The organism is Halomonas sp. PA16-9, assembly GCF_009728585.1.
GTDB classification, from domain to species: Bacteria; Pseudomonadota; Gammaproteobacteria; order Pseudomonadales; family Halomonadaceae; genus Vreelandella; species Vreelandella titanicae.
Genome location: NZ_CP040452.1, coordinates 970,237 through 991,611 on the forward strand (window position 1 = coordinate 970,237; position 21,375 = coordinate 991,611).

General features: G+C 55.0%; 15 protein-coding genes and 4 pseudogenes. 3 read left to right on the plus strand and 16 right to left on the minus strand.

All coding sequences use genetic code 11. The features are described from left to right. Window positions 1-9 precede the first annotated feature (9 nt). From urtA to FDY98_RS20840, 6 genes and pseudogenes are all read right to left on the minus strand, one after another. Window positions 10-1,371, minus strand: coding sequence for an urea ABC transporter substrate-binding protein (urtA, locus tag FDY98_RS20815; protein WP_027957902.1), 1,362 nt, complete (start codon window positions 1,369-1,371; stop codon window positions 10-12). Window positions 1,372-1,804: 433 nt separating this feature from the next. Beyond that, window positions 1,805-3,261, minus strand: a pseudogene (locus tag FDY98_RS20820) (tripartite tricarboxylate transporter permease). 68 nt (window positions 3,262-3,329) lie between these two features. Next, window positions 3,330-3,782 carry a tripartite tricarboxylate transporter TctB family protein gene (locus tag FDY98_RS20825; RefSeq protein ID WP_027957904.1) on the minus strand — a complete coding sequence of 151 codons (453 nt, stop codon included), beginning with the start codon at window positions 3,780-3,782 and terminating at the stop codon, window positions 3,330-3,332. Next, on the minus strand, window positions 3,782-4,783 hold the full coding sequence (locus tag FDY98_RS20830; protein WP_051430621.1) for a Bug family tripartite tricarboxylate transporter substrate binding protein: 1,002 nt from the start codon (window positions 4,781-4,783) through the stop codon (window positions 3,782-3,784). The genes FDY98_RS20825 and FDY98_RS20830 overlap by 1 nt, the downstream gene beginning before the upstream one ends. Window positions 4,784-4,971: 188 nt before the next feature. Next, entirely contained in the window at window positions 4,972-5,703 is a 732-nt protein-coding gene (locus FDY98_RS20835; RefSeq protein WP_027957906.1) for a response regulator, read from the minus strand. Window positions 5,704-5,760: 57 nt separating this feature from the next. Further along, window positions 5,761-7,458 carry an ATP-binding protein gene (locus FDY98_RS20840; protein WP_035539244.1) on the minus strand — a complete coding sequence of 566 codons (1,698 nt, stop codon included), beginning with the start codon at window positions 7,456-7,458 and terminating at the stop codon, window positions 5,761-5,763. A gap of 101 nt (window positions 7,459-7,559) precedes the next feature. On the opposite strand from FDY98_RS20840, the gene FDY98_RS20845 reads away from it, so the two are divergent. Next, the gene (locus FDY98_RS20845) at window positions 7,560-8,330 is read left to right on the plus strand and encodes a DUF481 domain-containing protein (RefSeq protein ID WP_009286167.1); all 771 of its coding nucleotides are present in this window, start codon (window positions 7,560-7,562) and stop codon (window positions 8,328-8,330) included. Between the two features lie 14 nt (window positions 8,331-8,344). Here the strand turns inward: FDY98_RS20845 and FDY98_RS20850 are convergent, their stop codons facing one another. From FDY98_RS20850 to FDY98_RS20860, 3 genes and pseudogenes are all read right to left on the minus strand, one after another. Next, entirely contained in the window at window positions 8,345-9,115 is a 771-nt protein-coding gene (locus FDY98_RS20850; RefSeq protein ID WP_022521337.1) for an ABC transporter permease, read from the minus strand. A gap of 34 nt (window positions 9,116-9,149) precedes the next feature. Continuing rightward, a complete protein-coding gene (locus FDY98_RS20855) occupies window positions 9,150-9,932 on the minus strand; it encodes an ABC transporter ATP-binding protein (protein ID WP_022521336.1) in 783 nt (260 codons plus the stop codon). 2 nt (window positions 9,933-9,934) lie between these two features. Beyond that, window positions 9,935-10,924, minus strand: a pseudogene (locus FDY98_RS20860) (ABC transporter substrate-binding protein). A 457-nt stretch (window positions 10,925-11,381) separates the two neighbouring features. Here FDY98_RS20860 and FDY98_RS20865 point away from each other — a divergent pair. Further along, complete coding sequence (locus FDY98_RS20865; protein WP_027957909.1) at window positions 11,382-12,950, plus strand: BCCT family transporter; 1,569 nt, start codon at window positions 11,382-11,384, stop codon at window positions 12,948-12,950. 24 nt (window positions 12,951-12,974) lie between these two features. Here the strand turns inward: FDY98_RS20865 and FDY98_RS20870 are convergent, their stop codons facing one another. Continuing rightward, the gene (locus tag FDY98_RS20870; protein ID WP_027957910.1) at window positions 12,975-13,796 is read right to left on the minus strand and encodes a flagellin N-terminal helical domain-containing protein; all 822 of its coding nucleotides are present in this window, start codon (window positions 13,794-13,796) and stop codon (window positions 12,975-12,977) included. A 75-nt stretch (window positions 13,797-13,871) separates the two neighbouring features. After that, entirely contained in the window at window positions 13,872-14,318 is a 447-nt protein-coding gene (folK, locus tag FDY98_RS20875; RefSeq protein ID WP_027957911.1) for a 2-amino-4-hydroxy-6-hydroxymethyldihydropteridine diphosphokinase, read from the minus strand. 167 nt (window positions 14,319-14,485) lie between these two features. Between folK and FDY98_RS20880 the strand changes: the two genes are divergently transcribed. Beyond that, window positions 14,486-15,232 (plus strand): SDR family NAD(P)-dependent oxidoreductase, encoded by a 747-nt coding sequence (locus FDY98_RS20880; RefSeq protein WP_027957912.1) that lies wholly within the window; start codon window positions 14,486-14,488, stop codon window positions 15,230-15,232. A 116-nt stretch (window positions 15,233-15,348) separates the two neighbouring features. Here the strand turns inward: FDY98_RS20880 and ybiO are convergent, their stop codons facing one another. From ybiO to trhO, 5 genes and pseudogenes are all read right to left on the minus strand, one after another. Beyond that, window positions 15,349-17,748 carry a mechanosensitive channel protein gene (gene ybiO, locus FDY98_RS20885; RefSeq protein WP_027957913.1) on the minus strand — a complete coding sequence of 800 codons (2,400 nt, stop codon included), beginning with the start codon at window positions 17,746-17,748 and terminating at the stop codon, window positions 15,349-15,351. Between the two features lie 158 nt (window positions 17,749-17,906). After that, the gene (locus tag FDY98_RS20890; protein WP_027957914.1) at window positions 17,907-18,338 is read right to left on the minus strand and encodes a YqaA family protein; all 432 of its coding nucleotides are present in this window, start codon (window positions 18,336-18,338) and stop codon (window positions 17,907-17,909) included. A 17-nt stretch (window positions 18,339-18,355) separates the two neighbouring features. Then, window positions 18,356-19,177 carry an IclR family transcriptional regulator domain-containing protein gene (locus tag FDY98_RS20895; protein ID WP_027957915.1) on the minus strand — a complete coding sequence of 274 codons (822 nt, stop codon included), beginning with the start codon at window positions 19,175-19,177 and terminating at the stop codon, window positions 18,356-18,358. 163 nt (window positions 19,178-19,340) lie between these two features. Beyond that, a pseudogene (locus FDY98_RS20900) lies at window positions 19,341-20,143 on the minus strand (enoyl-CoA hydratase). A gap of 98 nt (window positions 20,144-20,241) precedes the next feature. Further along, window positions 20,242-21,191 (minus strand): annotated as a pseudogene (gene trhO, locus FDY98_RS20905) (oxygen-dependent tRNA uridine(34) hydroxylase TrhO). Window positions 21,192-21,375: the final 184 nt, after the last annotated feature.

Consider the following 21,375-nt stretch of genomic DNA (forward strand, 5'->3'; position numbering starts at 1 on the left):
TAGACGTGCTTACTCAGCCAGTGCCGCTTCGGCTTCTTCTGCTGCGGTGCTGCCACCGCACGAGCCGTTCACGACGTTAAAGTTGCCGCACTCCATCGGCTTGCGCCAATCGGCAATCAGGTCACGGGAGCCAGGCAGGTAGTCAGACCAGGCGTCGCCGGCCACGGTAGAGGGCGTCTGCCACACGATATCGAACTGGCCGTTGTCCTGAATCTCACCGATCAACACTGGCTTGGTGATGTGGTGGTTGGGCATCATGGCTGCATAACCGCCGGAAAGGTTAGGCACGGTCACACCGATAATGGCGTCTTTCACCGTATCGACGTCCGTGGTGCCCGCTTTGCGAACCGCTTCGGCCCACATGTTGAAGCCGATGTAGTGCGCTTCCATTGGGTCGTTGGTCACGGCCATATCGTCGCCGGTGTACTCGATCCAGGCATCGATAAAGTCGTAGTTGTCATCGTTATCGACGCTCATGAAGTAGTTCCAGGCAGCCAAGTGGCCTACCAGCGGGCCGGTATCAATACCGGTAAGCTCCTGCTCACCCACAGAGAAGGCGATGACGGGAATATCGGCAGCGTCGATACCCTGGTTGGAGAGCTCGGTATAGAACGGCACGTTGGCGTCGCCGTTAACCGTCGAGATTACGGCGGTCGGTTTACCCTCTTCACCGAAGCGGCGAATTTCTGCCACGATGTTCTGCCAATCGGAGTGACCGAACGGCGTGTAGTTGACCATGATGTCCTCATCCGCGATGCCGTGTTCATCCTTGAGGAAGGCCTCGAGGATACGATTGGTAGTGCGCGGGTAGACATAGTCGGTACCCACTAGCGCAAAGCGCTCGATACCGACTTCGTTGATAAGGTATTCAACCGCAGGAATCGCCTGCTGGTTAGGCGCTGCGCCGGTGTAGAAGACGTTTTCAGAGGACTCTTCGCCTTCATACTGCACCGGGTAGAACAGCAGCCCGTTGAGCTCCTCTACAACGGGCAGTACGGATTTACGCGAAACCGACGTCCAGTTGCCAAAAATCACGTCCACTTCTTCCTGATCCAGCAGCTCCCGGGCGCGTTCGGCAAACAGCGGCCAGTTAGACGCCGGGTCAACCACCACGGCCTCTAACTGACGGCCCAGCAAACCACCGGCTTCGTTCTGCTGCTCAATAAGCATTTCGACGGTGTCTTTGAGGACAGTTTCACTAATCGCCATGGTGCCGGAGAGGGAGTGCAGGATACCAACTTTGATCGGGTCGTCGTCCTGGGCGATAGCCTGGGTGCTGACCCCCATGATGGCAGTGGTGAGTAAAGCGGTCGCGAAACGGCCACTTGAAAGGTATGGGCGAGGGTGTGTCGAGCGTTTGAGAGTGTGCATTGTTAATCTCCTTGCGCCCCTTATGACTGGGGTTTGTTATGACCGGGGCTTGATGATTGGCTTCGCACTTGGGGTGGTTGTGTTAGCTCCCCCCAATACGTCTACTAGCCAACAGCTCTTGCAAGGGGTGCGCCAGATTGGCACAAAGTTGTCTTATAGCTATCTAATCAGCCACTTAATAATCATCAGAAAATCTCGACTTTCTCAATATGCACCAAAATAAAGCGCAGAAAAGCAGCTAAAGCACCCTGCCAATGCACCAATAAGATTCGGTGCACCAATTAGATACGCGGGCTTTTAAAATACATAACAGCAACCCAGTGATTACTTATCAGTTACATAACCACTCTTTGTTACCCGTCAAAAACGGAAATAAAAAAAGAGCGCCGACTTCCGTCGGCGCTCCGTTGCTCAACATTACTTCTTTAAGTATTTAATCGCTTTCAGGCGAACCTGAATTGGGGGTTGCCTTCATACCACGACGCAGCAGAGGGCCCACAATATAAGGCAGGATCAAGCCCAATCCAGCAAAAACCCAAAGGCCGATAGCCAGACCGCTATCCCAAAGAATCATCCAGTCGCCATCGGAGATATCCATGGCATGGCGCAGATTCTTCTCCATCTCTGGCCCCAACAACAAGCCAAGAATCACTGGCACCAGCGGAATCTCAAGCTTGCGCAGGACATAACCACCCACCCCAAAGGCCACCATAAAGTAGAGGTCAAAGATGGTGTTACTGATCGAGTAGATACCCACGAAGGCAATCATCGTGACGATCGGCAGCAAGTACATCGGCGGCACGGACAGCAGCTTGACGAAGATGCCCACCAACGGAATATTAAGGATCAGCAGCAAAAAGTTACCGATCAATAGTGCTGCGATCACGCCCCAGACGATGTCGGCATTCTGGGTGAACATCAGCGGCCCAGGGGTAATATTGAGCGAAATCAACAACGCTAAGAGTACTGCAGTAGTACCACTACCCGGCACACCTAGGGTTAGCATGGGAACCAGAGCACCGCTCGAAGCAGCGTTGTTGCCAGATTCTGGAGCAGCCACACCACGCGGGTCGCCTTGTCCAAAATAGCCTTTCTTACCCAACACACGTTTTTCAAGGGTATAGCTGATGAAGCTACCCAACGAAGCACCAGCACCAGGCAGCACCCCGGCGACAAACCCTAGCACCCCACCGCGAAAACTGGTGGGAAGAATTTCGCGGATATCTTTCCAGGAGAGCGAAAGTTTGTTGACCTTCATCTTCTCTTTACCACCGCCTGCACGCTCTTCGATGAAGAAGAGCAGCTCGGAAATGGCAAACAGACCGACGATAGCAATGATGAAGTCCACGCCTTCAAAAAGTTCGAGCACCCGAAGGTGTAGCGCTGCACGCCGGTATTGTCGATACCCACCGTGGCGATCATTAGGCCAATACAGGCGGCAACCACTGTTTTGATGGGGTTTTTACCGGTAATACCGCCTAAGGTAGCGAACGCCAGCAGGAAGAGCGCAAAATATTCCGCAGGGCCGAACGTTAAAGCAAAGTTAGCCAACAATGGTGCCAGCAAGATCAAACCAATAGTGGCGATAAGACTACCGATAAAAGAGGCCACCGCAGAGATCGCCAGTGCCTCGGAAGCCTTGCCCTTCTGGGCCATAGGATAACCATCAAGACAGGTCATCATGGCCGGTTCATCGCCGGGAATATTTAACAGAATCGATGAGATACGCCCACCGTACATGGCACCCGCATACACTGACGTCAGCATAATCAGAGCCGTTTCTGGAGCGAGCCCTAAACTAAATGCCAGCGGTATCAGAATGGCCACGCCATTGGCAGGGCCTAACCCCGGCAAAGCGCCGATCAACGTGCCAAGAAAAGCACCTAGCAAGGCGAACATCAGGTTATGGGGTTGCAGAGCAACGCCAAAACCATCCATTAGGTAACCTAGAGTTTCCATCAGTTCACCTCCAGGAATGACAACAGACCCAGCGGTAAGGCGAGATCAAGTGCAAAACTAAACAGAAAGTACACGACTACTGCCGAGACTGCCCCGGTCATGTAAGCATTGAACGGCCGAGCCCCCATGCGCCAGCAAAGCGTTCCCACGGCAAGCGTAGTGCTAATAATGAAGCCCAGCGGCTGAAGCAGCATGGCGTAAAAGATCAGCACCACCACGGCGATGATTAGCTCGACACCCGTACGGCTCCAAGGCCAGGCGTTGTCGGGATCAGGGCGTACAATCAAATAAAGGCTGGAAATTGCCAGTACCACGGCCAGCAATTTCGGAAAAGTGTCAGGGCCGACGGCTTCGGCCCCACCAAACGGCTCCGGGAACTGAGTCGCGGCCCAGCCGTACGCAACGGCCAGGACGATCATCAAGACCCCAAAGATGCGGTCATTGAAAGTCATTACTGAATCAATCCAATATCTTTAGAGAGCTGTTCAATGTCACTGATCTGGTTGAGTACAAACTCTTCAAACTCACCAGCGGTCATGTGGAAAGGCATCAAACCGTTTTGAGCCATGACATTCTGCCACTCTTCACTCTGGTAAATAGTGTCCATGGCATCGGTCCAATACGCTTTAGCTTCTTCGGAGACATCCGCAGGCATATAAAAGCCGCGCCAGTTGGGGCCAAGGGCGTCGATGCCTTGCTCGCGTGCGGTGGGGATATCAGACAGGTCGCCCGGTAGGCGCTCTTCGGAGAGTACCGCTAGGACGCGCAAGTCGCCAGACTCCATAAACCCTTGGGCTTCGGTGATATCACCGGTAAAGGCGTCTACGTGCCCGCCGATCACTTGGGTTAACGCTTCACCACCATTGTTGTACGAAAGGTAGGCAATACGCGGAAGATTCTCGACATCGGCTGCCTGAGCAGCAATCAACACTTTAAGATGATCCCAACCGCCCTTAGCGCTACCGCCGGCGAACTTGACACTACGCGGGTCTTCCTTAAGTGAGTCCATCAATTCATTCAGGTCATCGATCTCGGAATCAGCGGCTACGGCGATAATCCCGTAATCCGCACCTAGAGCACCGATCCAATTGACCTGATCGGCGGTCAGCCCAGGGAATTGTCCTTGAGCCAGACGAGTCGTAGTAGCCGTGGACGCCGCTACCAGCAGATGGTCGTCACCGGCGCGCTTGCTTATAGTATGAGCAAACGCCACACCGCCACCAGCGCCAGCCATATTGATGGTTTGTACATTCGCCGGTACTAGATCAAGCTCCTGCATGACATTACCCACACTGCGGCAGGTAAAGTCCCAGCCGCCGCCTGGATCGGACGGAGCGATACATTCCACCTTACCCTCCGGTTCGAAGGCAGCGGCAGTGCTAGAGAAGGCTGTAACAGCCGCCAGTGGAAGGGCCAGCAGGGTTATATATTTAAAGGCAGGCTTGAGAATCATGGCGTTCTCCACGTATCAGTTTTGTTGTGTAATGAGTTTGTTGTTTAAAGCTTCTTATTGTGAGACTGCACGCCGCGAACGTTAGAAGACCACGCCCCTGACCGACAAGCTTGTGCGCATAAAAGACAAAATGTTCTTTATGGGCATTTTGTTCATTTTGTTCACGCCGACTTACTTATAGCATGCGCTTATAGAGAAGCCAGCCACTCGTGTGCTGCCTCCAACAGCCGATAGCGGCGCTCAGGCCGCCCTACATCACCATAGCCCAGCTCAGCACTCACCGCCTGCTCGGCAACTAAAAACTCTAAATAACGGCGGGCGGTTGAGCGACTGGCACCCATGATGCGCGCCATCTGCATGGCGGTGAGCGAGTCGGGTGCGTCGGCCAGGGCATCAATCACCCGGCGCAGCGTCAGCCGATCAATACCTTTAGGCAGGGTTTGGCTTTTAGCACGCAACGGCTCGCCGGGCTTCAGGCGCGCCAGCACGGAGTCCAGTTCATCCTGATTCATCTCGGCACGGTTAGCCAAGGCTTCACGCTCGCGACGGAAGCGAGTCAGCATTTGCGTCATTCGCGCGGCTTCAATGGGCTTGATCAGGTAGTCGAATACCCCGCCTCGCAGCGCCTCGCTGATGGTTTCCACTTCCCGGGCAGCGGTAACCATGACGATATCCACATGCACGTAGTCGCGGCGAATCGCCCATAGCAGCTCCAGGCCTTCAACATCGGGTAGGTAGGCGTCGAGCAAGATCAACTGGATGTTGGTGGCCTGTTCCGCCATGATCGCCTTGGCTTCGCTACCGTTGCGCGCCATGCCCACCACATAAAAGCCGTCGCTCTGTTCAATAAAGGCCCGGTGGATATCGGCAATGCGAAAATCGTCTTCAATGACCAAAATGCCGTACTGCCCATCAGACATTGCGTTCCCCCCTAGCCGTCGTGGTCACTGTTTTTGAAATTGTTGATGAAATTGTTTTTAAAATTGTTGTTGAGACTGCTGTTGGTCTTGCTGCGCACACAGCGAGCGGTCGAGCACCGCGATAAAGCATGCGCCCCCCAGCTCGCTCTCCTCCAGGGTCACGGCGCCGCCGTGCTGGCGGCAGAGCCTGGCTACCAGCGCCAGGCCAATGCCCTGGTGTTTGCCCGTTTTGGTCGAAAAGCCTTCCTGGAAAATCGATTCGGCGAGCTGGGCAGGTACTCCGGGCCCGTTGTCCTCCACTTCGATCAACAGCTGCTCCCCCAAATCGGTGAAAAACAGGCGTACTTTGGGCGCTTTACTCGGCCCATTCAGCGCTGCATGGCAGGCGTTGTCCAGCAAGTTACCCACCACGCTCATCATCACTTCTTGGCCGGTGGGCATTAGCGGGCAGGAGAGCGAGCTTTGCTCATCGACTTCCAACGCTACGCCCAGCTCCCGCGCCCGGGTAAGTTTACCCAGTAGCGTACCGCTAAGCACGGCGTCGGCCACGTTGCGCATTAAAAAGCTCATCTGCGCCTGGGCGCGTTCGGTTTCTTGATGGATCAGCGCGAGGGCTTCCTCGATGCGTTCTAACTGCAGTAATCCTGAGATGGTATAGAGCTTATTGGAAAACTCGTGGGCCTGGGCACGCAGCATATCCACATCACGGCTGGCTTGGGTAAGCGCGTGGGAAAGATCGACAATTTCGCGACGGCTGCGGAAAGTGGCCACCGCCCCCTCAATCTCGCCTTCGTGCAGAATCGGCACGCGGTTGACCACTACCGGGTGATCGCCCAGCCACATCTCCTGGTCGAACTCCTGCTCTCCGCGTCGGAGCACCTCCAATAGCCGCGAATTGGGCACGACCTCGCGGATGGGCTGCCCCAGCAGCACATGCTCATCGTCCAGGTTGAGAAAGCGCCGCGCCTGCTGGTTGACCAAGGTAATATGACCTTCACGATTAACCGCCAGAATGCCCTCATGGATCGACTGCAAAATGGCCTCTTTCTCCATAGCCAAGCGGGCAATCTCGTAGGGTTCCAGGCCTAAAATGACCTTTTTAAGATGCTGCGATAGCCAGTAAGCACCGGCAAAGCCGAGACAAATCATCAGCGCCACCAGCGCCCAGCCAAAGCTGTTGTAGCGGGCTACGTCCATGGCCACGCGATCCATCATAAAGCCGACGGACACCAGGCCAATGATATTGCCCTCTTCATCCCAAATGGGCGCTTTGCCACGAATGGCAGTGCCCAATGACCCGGTTGCCTCGGATACATAGTATTGGCCATGAATCAGCGCCTGGTCATTATCGCCCCCCACCATTGGCTTCCCAATCCGCTCCGGCACGGGGTGGGAATAGCGAATACTTTGGGCGTTGCCTACAACGACATAGCGCGCGCCCGTTTCATGGCGAACGCGCTCTGCGAGGGGCTGAATAATGAAAGAGGGGTCGGGAATTGAAAAGGCGTTGATAATTTGCGGCATCGACGCCACCGTTTTGGCCACCGCCAGCGCTCGCTCGCCCATCTGCTGGCTTATAATTTCCGCCTTGCGGTGATTGAGGTAGGTGCCCTGCGCCAGTAGCATGCCTGCCAACAGTAGTCCGACTAACAGCATTACCTGAAGGCGAAAACTGCGTTTATACCAGCTGCGCCTTGCGCGAGTGCGGCGCCAGCGCTGCAGGTCGGCTAACGTTCGGGGGCGGGAAGCGCTCATAGGTAGACTCGAAATGCGTGACCGCGCCATTATGGCACGCGCCAGCCAACGGCGTTAATCGCCGTCACCCCAGAGTCATCGTTCGCTGATATAATGGCCCAATGCCGAAATCAAGGAGGGATGTAGTGGCGATCGTTAGATGGATACTCTTGCTGGCCTGCTGGCCGCTATGGCTAACCGTGGCATATGCCAACCCGTTCTACGCTCCACCGCCTCCCCAGGAAGATGCGCCCGTGTTCAGTGGCGATGCTGAACTGGGCTTTACCCGCCTCTCGGGCAATACCGATAGCCAGACGCTGATCGGTAAAACGCTGCTGACGTGGCTTACCGGTAACTTCACCTACTCGCTGCGTGGTGAAGTGCGTAACGTCACCAAGGATGACAAAACCAGCGCCGAGCAGTACTTAGTCGCAGGACGCGAACGCTATGAACTGGATGGCCCCCACTATCTGTTTGGGTTTGCCCGCTGGGAGAAGGATCGCTTTGCCGGTTACGACCAGCAGCTTTCTGCCATCGGTGGCTATGGGCGTCAGATTTTAGAGAACGATACCCATGTTTTTTCGCTGGAGGCAGGGCCAGGCTATCGTCATGACCGACTACGCGAACATGGCGATTATCGGTTAGCAGTGGCTTATACAGCGTTGGATTATCAATGGTTTTTTTCTGACTACGCCGATATTCAGCAGGAAATGTCGTTTGAGTACACCGACCAAAATACCACGTCGCGGTCGCTTACAGCGCTCACGGCAAGGCTCAATTCAAAGCTGTCGCTGCGCTTATCTCATGAAATCAAGCACAACTCCCAACCGCCTGACGACACCAGCGAGCGCACCGACAACACCACCAGCGCTTCACTGCTTTACCGCTGGTGAGTTGCGCACTGGCCCTAGCGATTCTGACCACGGTGCGCCCAGCCGGTCATGCGTTTTTCCAGTTGGGCAAATAGCTCGTACATCACCATGGCCATGGCGCTGATCACCAGCAGCCCGGCAAAGACCAGCCCCATGCGCATTTGCGAACCGGCGCTCATCATCAGATAGCCAATGCCCTGATTGGAGGCGACCGTTTCTGACACTACTGTGCCTACAAACGCCAGAGTAATAGCGACTTTTAGCGAGGCAAAGAAATACGGCAGCGAGCGTGGCAGGCCCACTTTCAGCAACACATCGATACGCCGCGCGCCCAGCACTCGCAGTACGTCTTCCATCTCAGGCTCCAGCGTGGCTAAACCGGTAGCCACGTTCACCACAATAGGGAAGAAGCAGATTAAAAAGGCGGTGAGTATCGCCGGCACCGAGCCAATCCCAAACCAGACAACCAGGATGGGCACGAAAGCCACTTTGGGAATGGCATTAAAGCCGACTAACAGTGGGTAGCAAGCGTTATATAGAAAGCGTGACGAGCCGATAATAAAGCCCAACACCAGCCCCACGGCCACACCCAATCCAAAGCCAATCAGCGTTGTCCAGAAGGTTTGCCAGGAGTGCATGGCGATAGGCTCGGAATAAGTTACCAGCGCCTGGGCCGTCTCCAAGGCACTGGGGAAGATAAAGCTGGGCACATCAAACACCCGCACCGTTACTTCCCAGATAACAACCAACGCGACCACCGCTATCCACGGCGCCAGTCGTTCAATTAACTGATTATTTTTCGTCATAAGTGCGCCTTTCATCAGGTGCTGGGGGCTTTTATTAAGTGCTGCGCACTTCGCCAATTTGAGCCCGCAGCTCCTGAACCAGATCAATAAAGGGTTTTTGGTAAGTGGTTTCCAGTGCACGGGGTCGCGGCAACTCTATTTCACGGCGCTCAATCACCCGGCCTGGGCGGCGGCTCATGATGTAGACGGTATCGGCCAGAAACGCCGCCTCGCGGAGGTCATGTGTCACGAGTACCACTGTAAAGCGCTGCGCTTCCCACAGATCGCGCAGCACGCACCACAGCTCCTCGCGGGTAAACGCATCCAGCGCGCCGAAGGGTTCATCCAGCATTAGCAGGCGCGGCTGGTGAATCAGCGCCCGGCAGATCGATGCCCGCTGCTGCATACCACCGGAAAGCTGCCAGGGGTACTGCTCTTCGTAGCCTTCAAGCCCCACGGTCTTGAGCAGCTTGCGCGCCCAGCCGACAAACTCTTCGCGCCGTTTACGAAACTGATGGCGGTAGGGTTTAACGATCTCCAACGGCAGTAGGACGTTATCCAGTGTGGTGCGCCAGGGCAGCAGGTTGGCGTTTTGAAACGCCATGCCGGAGATCTTCAACGGCCCGGTGACCGGTTCTCCATCCACTTGCACGGCACCAGTGGTAGGCGCATGCAGCCCGGTGCAGAGCTTCATAAAGGTCGATTTACCGCAGCCGGAGGGGCCCACGAAAGCGACGAACTCGCCTTCGTGGATACTCAGGTTGATATCCTCAATGGCGTTACCCGACGCATCGTAGGCCAGGCTAACGTCATCAAAGGTGACAAATGCTGCCGACATGCTTATTCGCCCTCGGCCGGAAACAGCATGCGTTCTTCCTGGGCAGGTAAGTAGTTTGAACTAAACACCTGATCGGGCGAAGGAATTGACGTGAGGTCGTAAGCATCGGCAACCAGTTGAATCGCCTGAGCCAGGCGCTCGTCATCCACTCCGCCCACGCCATTTTCGCGCACTTCAGGAGTGTCGACGACGCCATCCAGAGCAAGTTTTAAGCGCCTAGTCTCCATTTCCACATCGATCAGGCCATCGCGGTTTTTAACATACTCAATGGCAGCCTCGGGATCGGCAATAGTGTCGCCCAGGGCGCGGTTGAAGGCGCGCAGAAAGCCCTGCACGGCTTCCGGATTTTCTTCGGCGAAGGATTCACTAGCGATAATGGCGTTGCCGTACAGGGGCACGCCGTAGTCTGGGAACGGCATAATAGTCAGCTCGTCCTCGCTCATTCCCGCTCTTCAAGATTGAGCAGGCTGGTGAAGTAGAAGCCAGTGATTGCATCCACATCGCCCCGGGTTAGCAGCGTTTCGCGCAGCGTAGGGTCGACGTTTTGCCACTCCACCGCGTCGGCGTCCAGATTATTAGCCGCGGCAAACACGCCCCAGGCGCGGTAGCCGGTATCGAAGGTGGGGGCGGCGATGGTTTTACCGGCTAAATCAGCCGGGCTCTCGATGCCGCGGTCTTTGCGGGCAAACACCGGCGGGGGTGCCGTCGTAGACGATATAGACGCCTTGGATACCGGGGCCATCGGGGTTTTCGGCGAGAAACTCGACCAGCGCATTAAGATCGCCAAAGCCCATTTCATAGGCCCCGGACGCCACGCGATTAATCGCACCCGCCGAGCCGCTGCCGGAATCAATCTGAACGTCCAACCCTTCGTCGGCGAAGTAGCCTTTCTCTTCAGCCATCAAAAACGGCGCGGAGGGGCCTTCAAAGCGCCAATCCAGCTGAAAACGTATTTGGGTATCGTCGGCGTAACTGATAGCCGGTATTAACATCAGCGCTGCCGCGCAGCCGGTGAGCAGGCGCGCCGTAGAAAAACCTGGTGTTGCAGTGGGAAAGCCTAGTGTTGAAGTAGAAAAACGGCGTTTAGAAGTGGAGGTCATCATCGTGAGCATACCTTGTATACAAAATATGCTTTAGCATTGCAGCAATACTGCCATTATTGATTTTTTATTTAATTTTCATGCTATTAGGTAGACAGTTAAGTGCCGCTGCCCTCCGCTATATGGCCAAAATGGTGCATTTGCACCTGAGCAACGCACCAAGTTAAAACATATTAGACGTTGGTCTAAATTGGCGATATACTAAGCTCAGTTTCCTGTCTTGCGCCATTCCTTGAATGGCGCTTTTTTTTACCTGTTATTTGGCACGTTAACCAGCACTACGCCGCTTAACAAAAGGTGTTAATAGGCTGCTGTTTTAGCTGGCCCTCCCCCCTACAAGGTATTTAACATGAATCACCCCGCCTCTATCGGCGAAGCCCCTGACACTTACAGTTCTGGGCGGCTTTCGCTCGGCGATCCTATTGTTTTGCTCTTGAGCATCGGCTTTATCGTCGCTTTTTTGTCGCTATCACTTTACGACGTGACGCTAGTCGCTGAGTCCATCAGCAGAGGCTTCGCCTGGACGGCGTTAGCCTTGGGTAGTTACTTCCAATTGCTTCTGCTGCTCACTTTCTTTATTGCGATGGGATTGGCGCTCACACCCGCAGCAAAAGCCAAAATCGGCAACTTAGATGCACCAGAAATGAGCACGTTTAAGTGGCTCTCGATTATTTTGTGTACGTTACTTGCGGGCGGCGGGGTATTTTTTGCCGCCGGGGAGCCGGTCTACCACTTCATCGTCACGCCGCCCGCTTTTGAGAGCGAAGCAGGTACGGTGGAAGCCGTCTCCAACGCCTTGGGGCAGTCATTTATGCACTGGGGATTTATTGGCTGGGCGGTATTGGGATCGCTAACCGCGATCGTGCTGGCCCATGCTCACTATGTGAAAGGCCAGCCGTTACAGCCACGCACCCTGCTCTATCCGCTATTGGGAGAGCGGCTAATGCGTGGCCCTCTGGGTGGAATCATTGATGCCTGCTGTGTCATCGCGGTTGTCGCCGGTACGGTAGGCCCTATTGGCTTTTTAGCGACACAGGTCAGTTTTGGCCTGCATGAAGTGTTCGGTCTTCCCAATAGTTACGCCAGTCAATTGGTCATATTAGCGGTGTTAGCCAGCATGTACGTGCTTTCAGCCATGAGTGGCGTCCATAAAGGGATGCAGATGCTTAGCCGTTTCAACGTGTTCCTGGCCCTTGCTGTGGGCGGCGTGATTATGGTGTTTGGCCCTAGCCTATTTTTATTCAATAGCTACCTTTCCAGCATGGGTGTTTATATTAGTGAATTCTTCCCCATGGCAACCATCACAGCAGAAACCGCTCCCGCCTGGTGGATGCAGTGGTGGACGGTATTCTTCTTTGCGTGGTTTATCGGATTTGGCCCGCTGGTGGCGATTTTTGTGGCGCGTATTTCCCGCGGCCGCAGCATCCGCGAGATGATCATCGCAGTGGCAGTTCTCGCCCCCATTGCCACCACCGTGTGGTTTACCCTGCTCGGCGGGTCGGGTATTTACTACCAAATGACGGGCGCCATTGAGCTAAGCGAGGCGCTTAATAACTTCCAGTTTGATGTCGCCACCTTGACGGTTGCCCAAGCGTTGCCGGGCGGGGCCTGGATGACGCTAGCCATTTTAGTGCTGACGACGATATTCGTAGCCACCACCGGTGACTCGATGAGCTACGCCATTGCGGTTGTTGGCGCAGGCCACGACGATCCAAGCCCTTATATACGCGCCTTCTGGGGGATCGCCATGGCGGTTATGGCGGCGGTGCTGTTATATATGGGAGCTGGCCAAATTTCGGCCCTTCAACAATTTATTGTGATAACCGCCATCCCAGTATCGTTCATTCTATTGCCCTCACTGTGGGATGGCCCTAAAGCGGCCTACGCCATGGCACGGGAACAGGGCATTATTGATTAAGAGAGCTGCGCTACAGTGCTTACCTTATAGCCCTTCCAGCAGGCGCAGAATCATCTGCGGCTGCTGGTTGGCCTGAACCAACATAGCAATGCCTGCCTGCTGCAGGATCTGGGCGCGCACAAGGTTGGAGACTTCCTTAGCATAATCGGCATCCTGAATACGCGACTGGGCAGCGGAGGTGTTAACAATACTGTTATTGAGGCCATCAATTACGCTTTCAAAACGGTTTTGCACCGCCCCCAAATAGCTACGTTGGCGATCTAACCGCTTGATCGCCTCATCCACTCTATCTATCGGTTTATCCGTCCCACTGAAATCCTCAGTCACGTCCAAACCATCAAGACCCAACCCCTGTAAATTCATGGCTTCAAAACGAACGGCAATGGTATCGCCAACGTTAGCCCCCACTTGAATGTTCAGTGATTTAGTGTCGTTCAACAGCCCAATGCCATTGAAGTTACTTTTCCCGGCGATGCGCTCAATCTCTTCTAAACGTTGATCAATTTCGTCTTGGATAGAATCCAGGTCGTCGGAAGAGTTGGTGCCGTTAGCTGCTTGTACACTCAGCTCACGGATGCGCTGTAGGTTGTCGTTAATCTGATTAAGCGAGCCTTCCGCCGTCTGCACCATTGATATGCCATCATTGGTGTTGCGGATCGCCTGGGTCATACCTTTGATTTGCGCCGTCATACGGTTGGCAATCGCCTGGCCGGCAGGGTCATCCTTGGCACTATTGATGCGCAGCCCAGAAGAGAGGCGCTGCATTGCGGTCTGCATGGCCTGCTGACTGCCGCGCAGATTATTCTGCACGATAAGCGACATCAAATTGGTATTTAGGCTGAACAACGCACACCTCGGGCAAAAGGGTAGCCCCCCCAAAATCTGGAGGCTATGACGTTACTATCGGCCTAAACGCAAAAATCATGAACACTTTTGAGGCTCAAGGCTGCGGCCACTACTCGCCAGCACTTCATCGACGGGCTTTTTCACGTAGTCGTGCAGGTAGTAACCGTCATCGACCACCTCTCCATCCCAAGCCACAATGTCTAGATCCATGGTACGTGGCCCCGATTTAATCGCTCCCCGAACACGGCCCAAACGATCTTCCACCCCTTTGAGATAAGCACGAAACGCTTCACGCTCAAGCGGTGTGCTCACCAATAGCGCGGCGTTTAGGAAGTCGGGTTGCTGCTGGTACCCCACCGGCTGGGTGCGAATCGTTTTGGAACGAGCCAACAGATTGCACTCACGGTTAATGATATCGACCGCCTGAGCCACATAGTGGTCTGGGTCGATGTTAGAACCTAAAGAGATCAAGCACTCATGGAGCGCTTCAGATTGTTTGGTAAACAACGTCGTTGGTGGCATAGCGACATCCTGTTAAAAGTGACGTCTTCTTGAATGGCCCTGTAAGCAGGACTCATCTATCAATACCTCTAAGCACGTGCCACGTGCAAGCTGTGTATAAGTTATTGACAAACGCTACACTCACGCAGAAAGTCTTCCTATACCAATAAAACAGTAGGGAACGCTTTATGCATCATCAGGCTGCTCTGGTAACCGGCGGTGCTACCCGCTTGGGCCGATTCTTCTCCGAAGCGTTGGCTGATGCCGGTTTTGATATTGCTCTACACGTTAATCGCTCCCGCAAAGAGGCCGAAGAGGTCGCCAGCGGTATCCGCGCTAAAGGGCGGGAGTGCGAAATATTTTCCTGCGATTTTTTAAACGAAGACTTAAACGACTTACTCCAGTCGGCCAAACAGCGCTTCCCAGGGCTTAATTTGCTGCTGAACAGCGCCTCTGCCTATGAACCAGCGCCGATCTCGACGACCGAGCTGGCGATGCTGGAGACACAGTTCAGGGTCAATATGTTTACCCCGCTACTGCTCACCCGTTACTTTGCCGAAACCGTTCAAGAGGGCCAGGTGATCAATATCATCGATAATAAGGTGGCCTATCACCAGTATCCCTATGCAGCCTATTTGCTATCGAAAAAGAGCCTAGCGGAGATGACTCGTATGGCGGCACTGGAGTTCGCACCGCGCATTCGCATTAACGGCATCGCCCCTGGCGTGGTACTGCCCGCTTCCCAGCGCACTAGCGCCTATATTGAGTGGCGTATTGAAGGCATTCCGCTCAAGCGCCAGGGGCACCCCGACCACCTTGTACAAGCTCTGCACTACTTGTTGGACAACCCCTTTGTAGCGGGGCAGATTCTGTTTGTCGATGGCGGAGAGTCAATCAACCTAGAGGGGCGTCACTCGGAAAATTACTCGGCTTAAAGAACTTTACTTAAGAACTTGGCTTTAAAATTTCTTCTGCTCCAAACGCAGCGGGGCCGCCCGAAGGCGGCCCCGCTGAATGCTAAGATGAGCACCGTTTAGGTTTCATCAACACCTTAGATTTCATCAACATCGTCGTGGTCGGGCTTTAGATGGTCAGGTTCGCTAATCTTCTGCACGTCCTGCTGGGTGTCGCTCTTAGCAGCCGGTGTAGCCACCGCTGACTCCTCCACCTTTTTCTCTTTAGCGGTCGACTCCAATACCCGCACATGGGCAGGCGGTGGGTTGCCGTTTTTGTTATCGCCAAAGTAGAGCGTGGTGTGCGGGAAGGGTATTTCGATACCCGCCTCATCAAAGCGCAGTTTAACCAGACGATTGTAGGCACGGCCGACGGCCCACTGATCACCCGGCGTGGTTTTAATCACCACACGGATATTTACAGAGCTATCTGCCAGGGCAGTAACCCCCGCAACGGTGAGATCAGCCAGCAGCTTGTTGCCGTGCTCTTCGCTGGCTTTGAGATCCTCAAAGGCCAGTTTGAGCTGCTCAATGGCTTCGTCAATGCTCTCGTTATAGCCAATGCCGTATTCGCCCACATGGTTGCCGTACTCACGCATGTAGTTAGATACGGTATCCACACTGGAGAACGGCACGATGTGATAAGTACCGGATAGATCACGAATCCCTACAGAGCGGATACTGAGCCGCTCGGCGGTGCCCGTCACGCCGCCTACTGTCACCACGTCACCGGTGTTCATGGCATTCTCAACCTGGATAAACACCCCGGTGATAACGTCCTGCACCAGTTTCTGGGCGCCAAAACCAATCGCTAGACCAAGCACACCGGCACCGGCAATCAGTGGGCCGATATTAATGCCAATTTCCGACAGCACGATCATGCCGGTAATCGTGACCATAGCGATTGCCAGGGCATTACGAAACAGGCTGAGCAGGGTTTTTGCCCGCGCCGAGGGCTCACCGTAGCCGGTTTCCGGATTGAGCTTATGCTCGATCAGGCTTGCCAGACCCAGCCACACGGCGAGCGCCACGATCAAAATCACCGCAACACTGGTCAGGTTACCGACCAGCACGGCGCCACCTTCAGAGGCATACCAGGCAGCTAGGTCAAAGGCGCCCCAAGCGTTCAGCACCATCATGATGACCACAATCAGAATGATCGTACGCAGCACGCGAAGCGCATTGGGCACGTAGCTGTTCAAGCGCTTTTCAAGCAGCGGTAGTTTGCGCCGCAGATCGTCCGACAGGGTAATCCGACGGCCAATGGTCTGGGTAAGAAGCGAGGAGACCAATAACCCCACAACAATGGCAGCCAGGGACTTCAAGGTGGCAAACATTACAAACGGCAGCGCATCGCCAGGGCGCGTTAACGTCAGCACAAATACGATCAAGAAATAGAACAGCGCGAACAGGTGCCAGGTACGTGCAAATAGCTGCAGAGAGACGCGGCTGGCAGTCAGCGTTGATTTTGCCGCCATCTCGTTCAGGTTATCGCGCAGACGGGCGCGGTTTCTTAGCACCACAACCACCGCATAGATAAACGCCAACAGCATAATCAGCGTACCAACCGCTTGACCCAGCGAGGCCGCCACATAGAAGTTAACCAGCGGGACTACCACCATCAGGCCATAACCGACCATGCCGATCAGCCGCGCTAACCAACGGTTCCAGTAGGAGGCTTCCTGGGCAGAGATAGGCAGTAGCCGCAGCCCTTCGTAGCGCGAAGAGAACAGCATCCGCACACCGGCTTTGAGCAGTTCAATAATCAAGAACGCATTTAAAAACAGCGAGGCACGGGTCGAGAGCTCCCCTGCTTCACCAATCGCAAAGGTGGCCAGCAGATTACCACCCACATAGGCCAAGCCGACAATCAGCACATCGATGACTGCCGCAATCGCCACGCAGAAAACCAAACGTAAAACGGGGGTTAAATTTTTACCATTCAGCGACCAGCCGCTGATTTTGGTAAACAGCGGCTTAGCCAACCGCCGAACAATCATAAACAGTGCAAAGGTGGCGACAATCACCATACCCAGATTAATCGCCGCACTGGTGAAGGCGGCCATATCAAAGACACTGTCTGCCTCTTGGCCAGAAAACAGACCGCCGACAATGCCTACCACTTGCTCGAACTGGCCCCCCACATCGCTTACCACACGACTGGTGAGCTCAGCGAGTTGGCGTGGCAGCGAGACATCCTCCGGCGCTATCTCACTGCCTTGAGCGGCCGCTTCCGGGGAGAGTTCGGTAGCAACGCCATTGGGCAGCGCTGAGGCTTGATTGCGCAACATCTCAATCAACTCTTGCCGCGACTGCTCATCCTCTAGCAGGTTCGCCAGCGCCTCATAGGACGTAGGCGCTGCTTCTTCAGAGGATGCTGCACCATCGGCGCTGGCCGACTCACTTGGCGCGCTCTGCGCCATTGCTGGCGTGGCTATTAAGGCAATCATTGCCAATAGCCAGACACCTAGCCAGGGTAATAAACGAAGTGGCTTCACACCTAAACCTCCTTTTGGGTGAGTGTTCTGTTCAATCTAACGGCTGCTTAGTTTTACGCAAGCCAATAATAGGCAGCCCAAGTTGCTTACACTCTACACTGCCAGCGCCGCTTGTGAAAAAGTTGTACAGGTTAACATGACTTGATTAATAAGGCGTTTCACTGGCAAAGCGGTAATAGCCACTGCTGTGCCAGCAGTAACACCACCGCGTAACGCACACCTTTAGCGACCACAATCCACGCTAGCGCCCGCCACCAGGGCAGCCGGAAAACGCCGGCCAGTACAGTGAGGGGGTCACCAATAATCGGTGCCCAGGAAATCAGCAAGCTTAGCTCGCCAAAGCGATGATACCAGCGCTCCGCTCGGGCTAAGCTGCGTGGCGAGGCCGGAAACCAGCGGCGATCTTGAAACTGACGCGCATAGCGGCCCATCGCCACGTTGATCATGCTGCCGAGAGTGTTGCCCGCCGTGGCCACCGCCCACAGCCCCAGAGGCGGCTCACCGAGACACCACAGCCGCGCTAGCCACACTTCAGACCCACCGGGAAGCAGCGTGGCGCTGACCAGGGCGACAAAAAACAGGCTTAGCATAGACTCAGTGAGCCACGTTAACGTGGCACCTGCCCACCCAACTGCTGGGTTATCTCATCGGCCGTTTGGCGAACCAGCGCCCCCAGGGTGAGTAAGCGAGCCTCCGGGATTCGCGCCACCGGGCCAGACACTGATATCGCCGCCAACGGCGTGCCGTGCTCATCAAACACACAGGCGGCCACGCAGTGCAGGCCAATGGCATGCTCTTCACGGTCACAGGCAAAGCCTTGGGCGCGAATCTGCTCCGTTTCCATTTGAAGTGTGTCGGATTGATAGAGCGTATTGGCGGTCACTCTTGCCAACTCGCTGCCATCCAGCAGTTTGGCGCGCTCATCATCGGGCATCCACGCTAGCAGCGCTTTACCTACGCCGGAGGCATGCAGCGGCGCGCGGGAACCTAGGCGGGTGATCATGCGCATCATTTGCGGTGATTCATGCTGCGCTAAAAATACCGCCGTGACCCCATCGCGAATGCCCAAATTAGCGGTCTCGCCGGTCTCAGCGGTTAAACGGCGTAGAAAAGGGCGACTTGTGGCCACCACGTCGCGGGCTTCAAGAAAGCTATTGCCGATACGGAAGGTTTTGACATCGATGCGCCATAGGCCTTGCTCGTTCTCCTGGGTCACAAACCCCTGACTCTGCAAGGCTTGCAGCAAGCGGTGGGTGGTAGAGGGCGCCAACTCAGCCATCTCCGCCACATCTGAAAGGGCTAAACCAAGCGGGCTGGCCGCAAGGTACTCCAACAGCGTTAAGCCACGCACCAACGACTGGCTATGGCCTCCGCTAGCTCTGGCGGTACTCGCCGGACGACCGACCGTCCTGCGTTTGGCTTCACTCACTTGGCTTTCTCCAAATAGGCACTGCTAAAAGACGCTCCCAAAAGCGCTCCTACTACTTACTAAAAGCGCCCTTGCTGACGGCGCCTTCCCTAAAATACAAAGGGCGTCAGGATAACGTGACAACATGGCAATTGTCGCGTTTACGGAAACGAATTCCATTCATTCAGCGATGGTTCCAGCGCGGTAGCCGCTTGGCTATAAACGCATCGATCCCCTCACCCACATCCTCGGCCAACATATTGCAGGCCATGGTTTCCCCGGCAAAGGCGTAGGCTTCGTCGAGCGGCATGCTCAACTGACGGGCAAACATGGCTTTTCCGGTGCGCACTGCAACAGCACTTTTCGCGCAGATACTGGTGGTCAGGGCTTCAGTTGCTTCGTCCAGCGCGTCATCATCTGCCACGCGGTTAACCCCCACTCAGCGGCTTGATCCGCGCTTATAAACTCCCCGGTAAGCAGCATCTCCATGGCGTGTTTACGCGCAACGTTGCGGGAAAGCGCTACCGCTGGAGTAGAACAAAACAGGCCAACATTGATACCGGAAACAGCAAAGCGTGCGCTGCGCGCCGCCACAGCCAGATCACAGCTCGCCACCAGTTGGCAGCCCGCAGCGGTGGCTATGCCCTGCACTTTGGCGATGACCGGCACAGGCAAGTGCACAATGGCCTGCATCACTTCGCTACAGCGGGCAAACAGCGCTTGATAGTAGGCTTTATCGGGGTTGGCACGCATCTGCTTCAGATCATGCCCGGCGCAGAAGGCTTTGCCTTCGGCGGCAAGTACCACACAGCGCACGCTGCTATCGTCGGCAATTTCGGCTAACGCGTCGTGAAGCGCTTGCAACATGGCTTCCGAGAGCGCGTTAAAGCGCTCTGGCGCGCTCATCGTCAGCGTTGTGAGGCCTTGCTGGTCAAAACGTTGTAGGAGGGAGGCCGTTGTGGAAAGGTCATCAGTGGTGATGGGCATGGTGAACTCCTGAGGTTGAGTAACACTTTGCCCATCAGTCTAGCGCACAAGCTTTACGTACGTTTTTGTTTAAAAATCTTACCTACAAGTGCGCTACTTCATTTTTTCATTAGGCGGGTGTCACGGCCTAAGGGGTGCGGCTCGCCGCGCTGTTTGGCTAAATCGATTTGGCGTTGGCGCTCACGGGCCGCCGCGCGGGTCTTCTCCGGCAACGAGTCGATGCAGTGGGGGCAGCTAATCCCTGGCTCGTAAGCAGAAGACTGCATATCCTCGGCGGAGATCGGCATGCGGCAAGCGTGGCACTGCTCGAACTCGCCTTTGCTTAAGTCGTGGCGCACCGTGACCCGGTTATCGAACACAAAGCACTCACCGCGCCACAGCGACTGCTCTTCCGGGACTTTTTCCAGGTAGTTCAGCACGCCACCTTTTAAGTGGTAGACTCTTCAAAGCCTTCTTTAAGCATAAAGCTGGAGGCTTTTTCACAGCGGATGCCGCCGGTGCAGAACATCGCTACTTTCTTATGTTTTTCCGGGTCGTAGTGCTCGCGCACGTACTCAGGAAACTCTCGGAAAGTGGTGGTTTTAGGATCGATCGCCCGCTCGAAGCTGCCAATCGCCACTTCGTAATCATTGCGGGTATCGATCACCAGTACTTCCGGATCGGCAATGATGTCGTTCCAGTTTTCCGGCTCGACGTAAGTGCCCACGGTATCGTTAGGGTCGATATCCGGCACGCCGAGGGTGACGATTTCTTTTTTGAGTTTGACCTTGGTGCGGTAGAACGGCGTTTCGTCACAAAAAGACTCTTTGTGATCAATATCAGCCAAGCGTGGGTCAGCAGTCAGCCAAGTCAACAGTGCGTCGATACCTTCGCGGCTACCCGCCACCGTGCCGTTAATGCCCTCTTTGGCGAGCAGCAGAGTGCCCTTTACATCGTTATCGAGCATGGTTTGGCGCAGCGGTTCGCGCAGCGCTTCAAAGTCATTGAGGGTGACAAATTTGTACAGCGCAGCGACCACAATGGGCGGCGTTTGAATAGTTACTGACATGCAAAACTCCTGGTAGTCACCCTCGCAAAGGGCGGACCGGGTTAGAAGAGGCCAGGATTTTACTCGAAAGCTAACCAAAAGTTTAGCGCTGGCAATCACATTTAATACATCGATTTATTCGACAGGAACGTGCAGAAAGCTTCACCCACGGAGCGTCAGTAAGGCGTATATTGTCATTATTCAA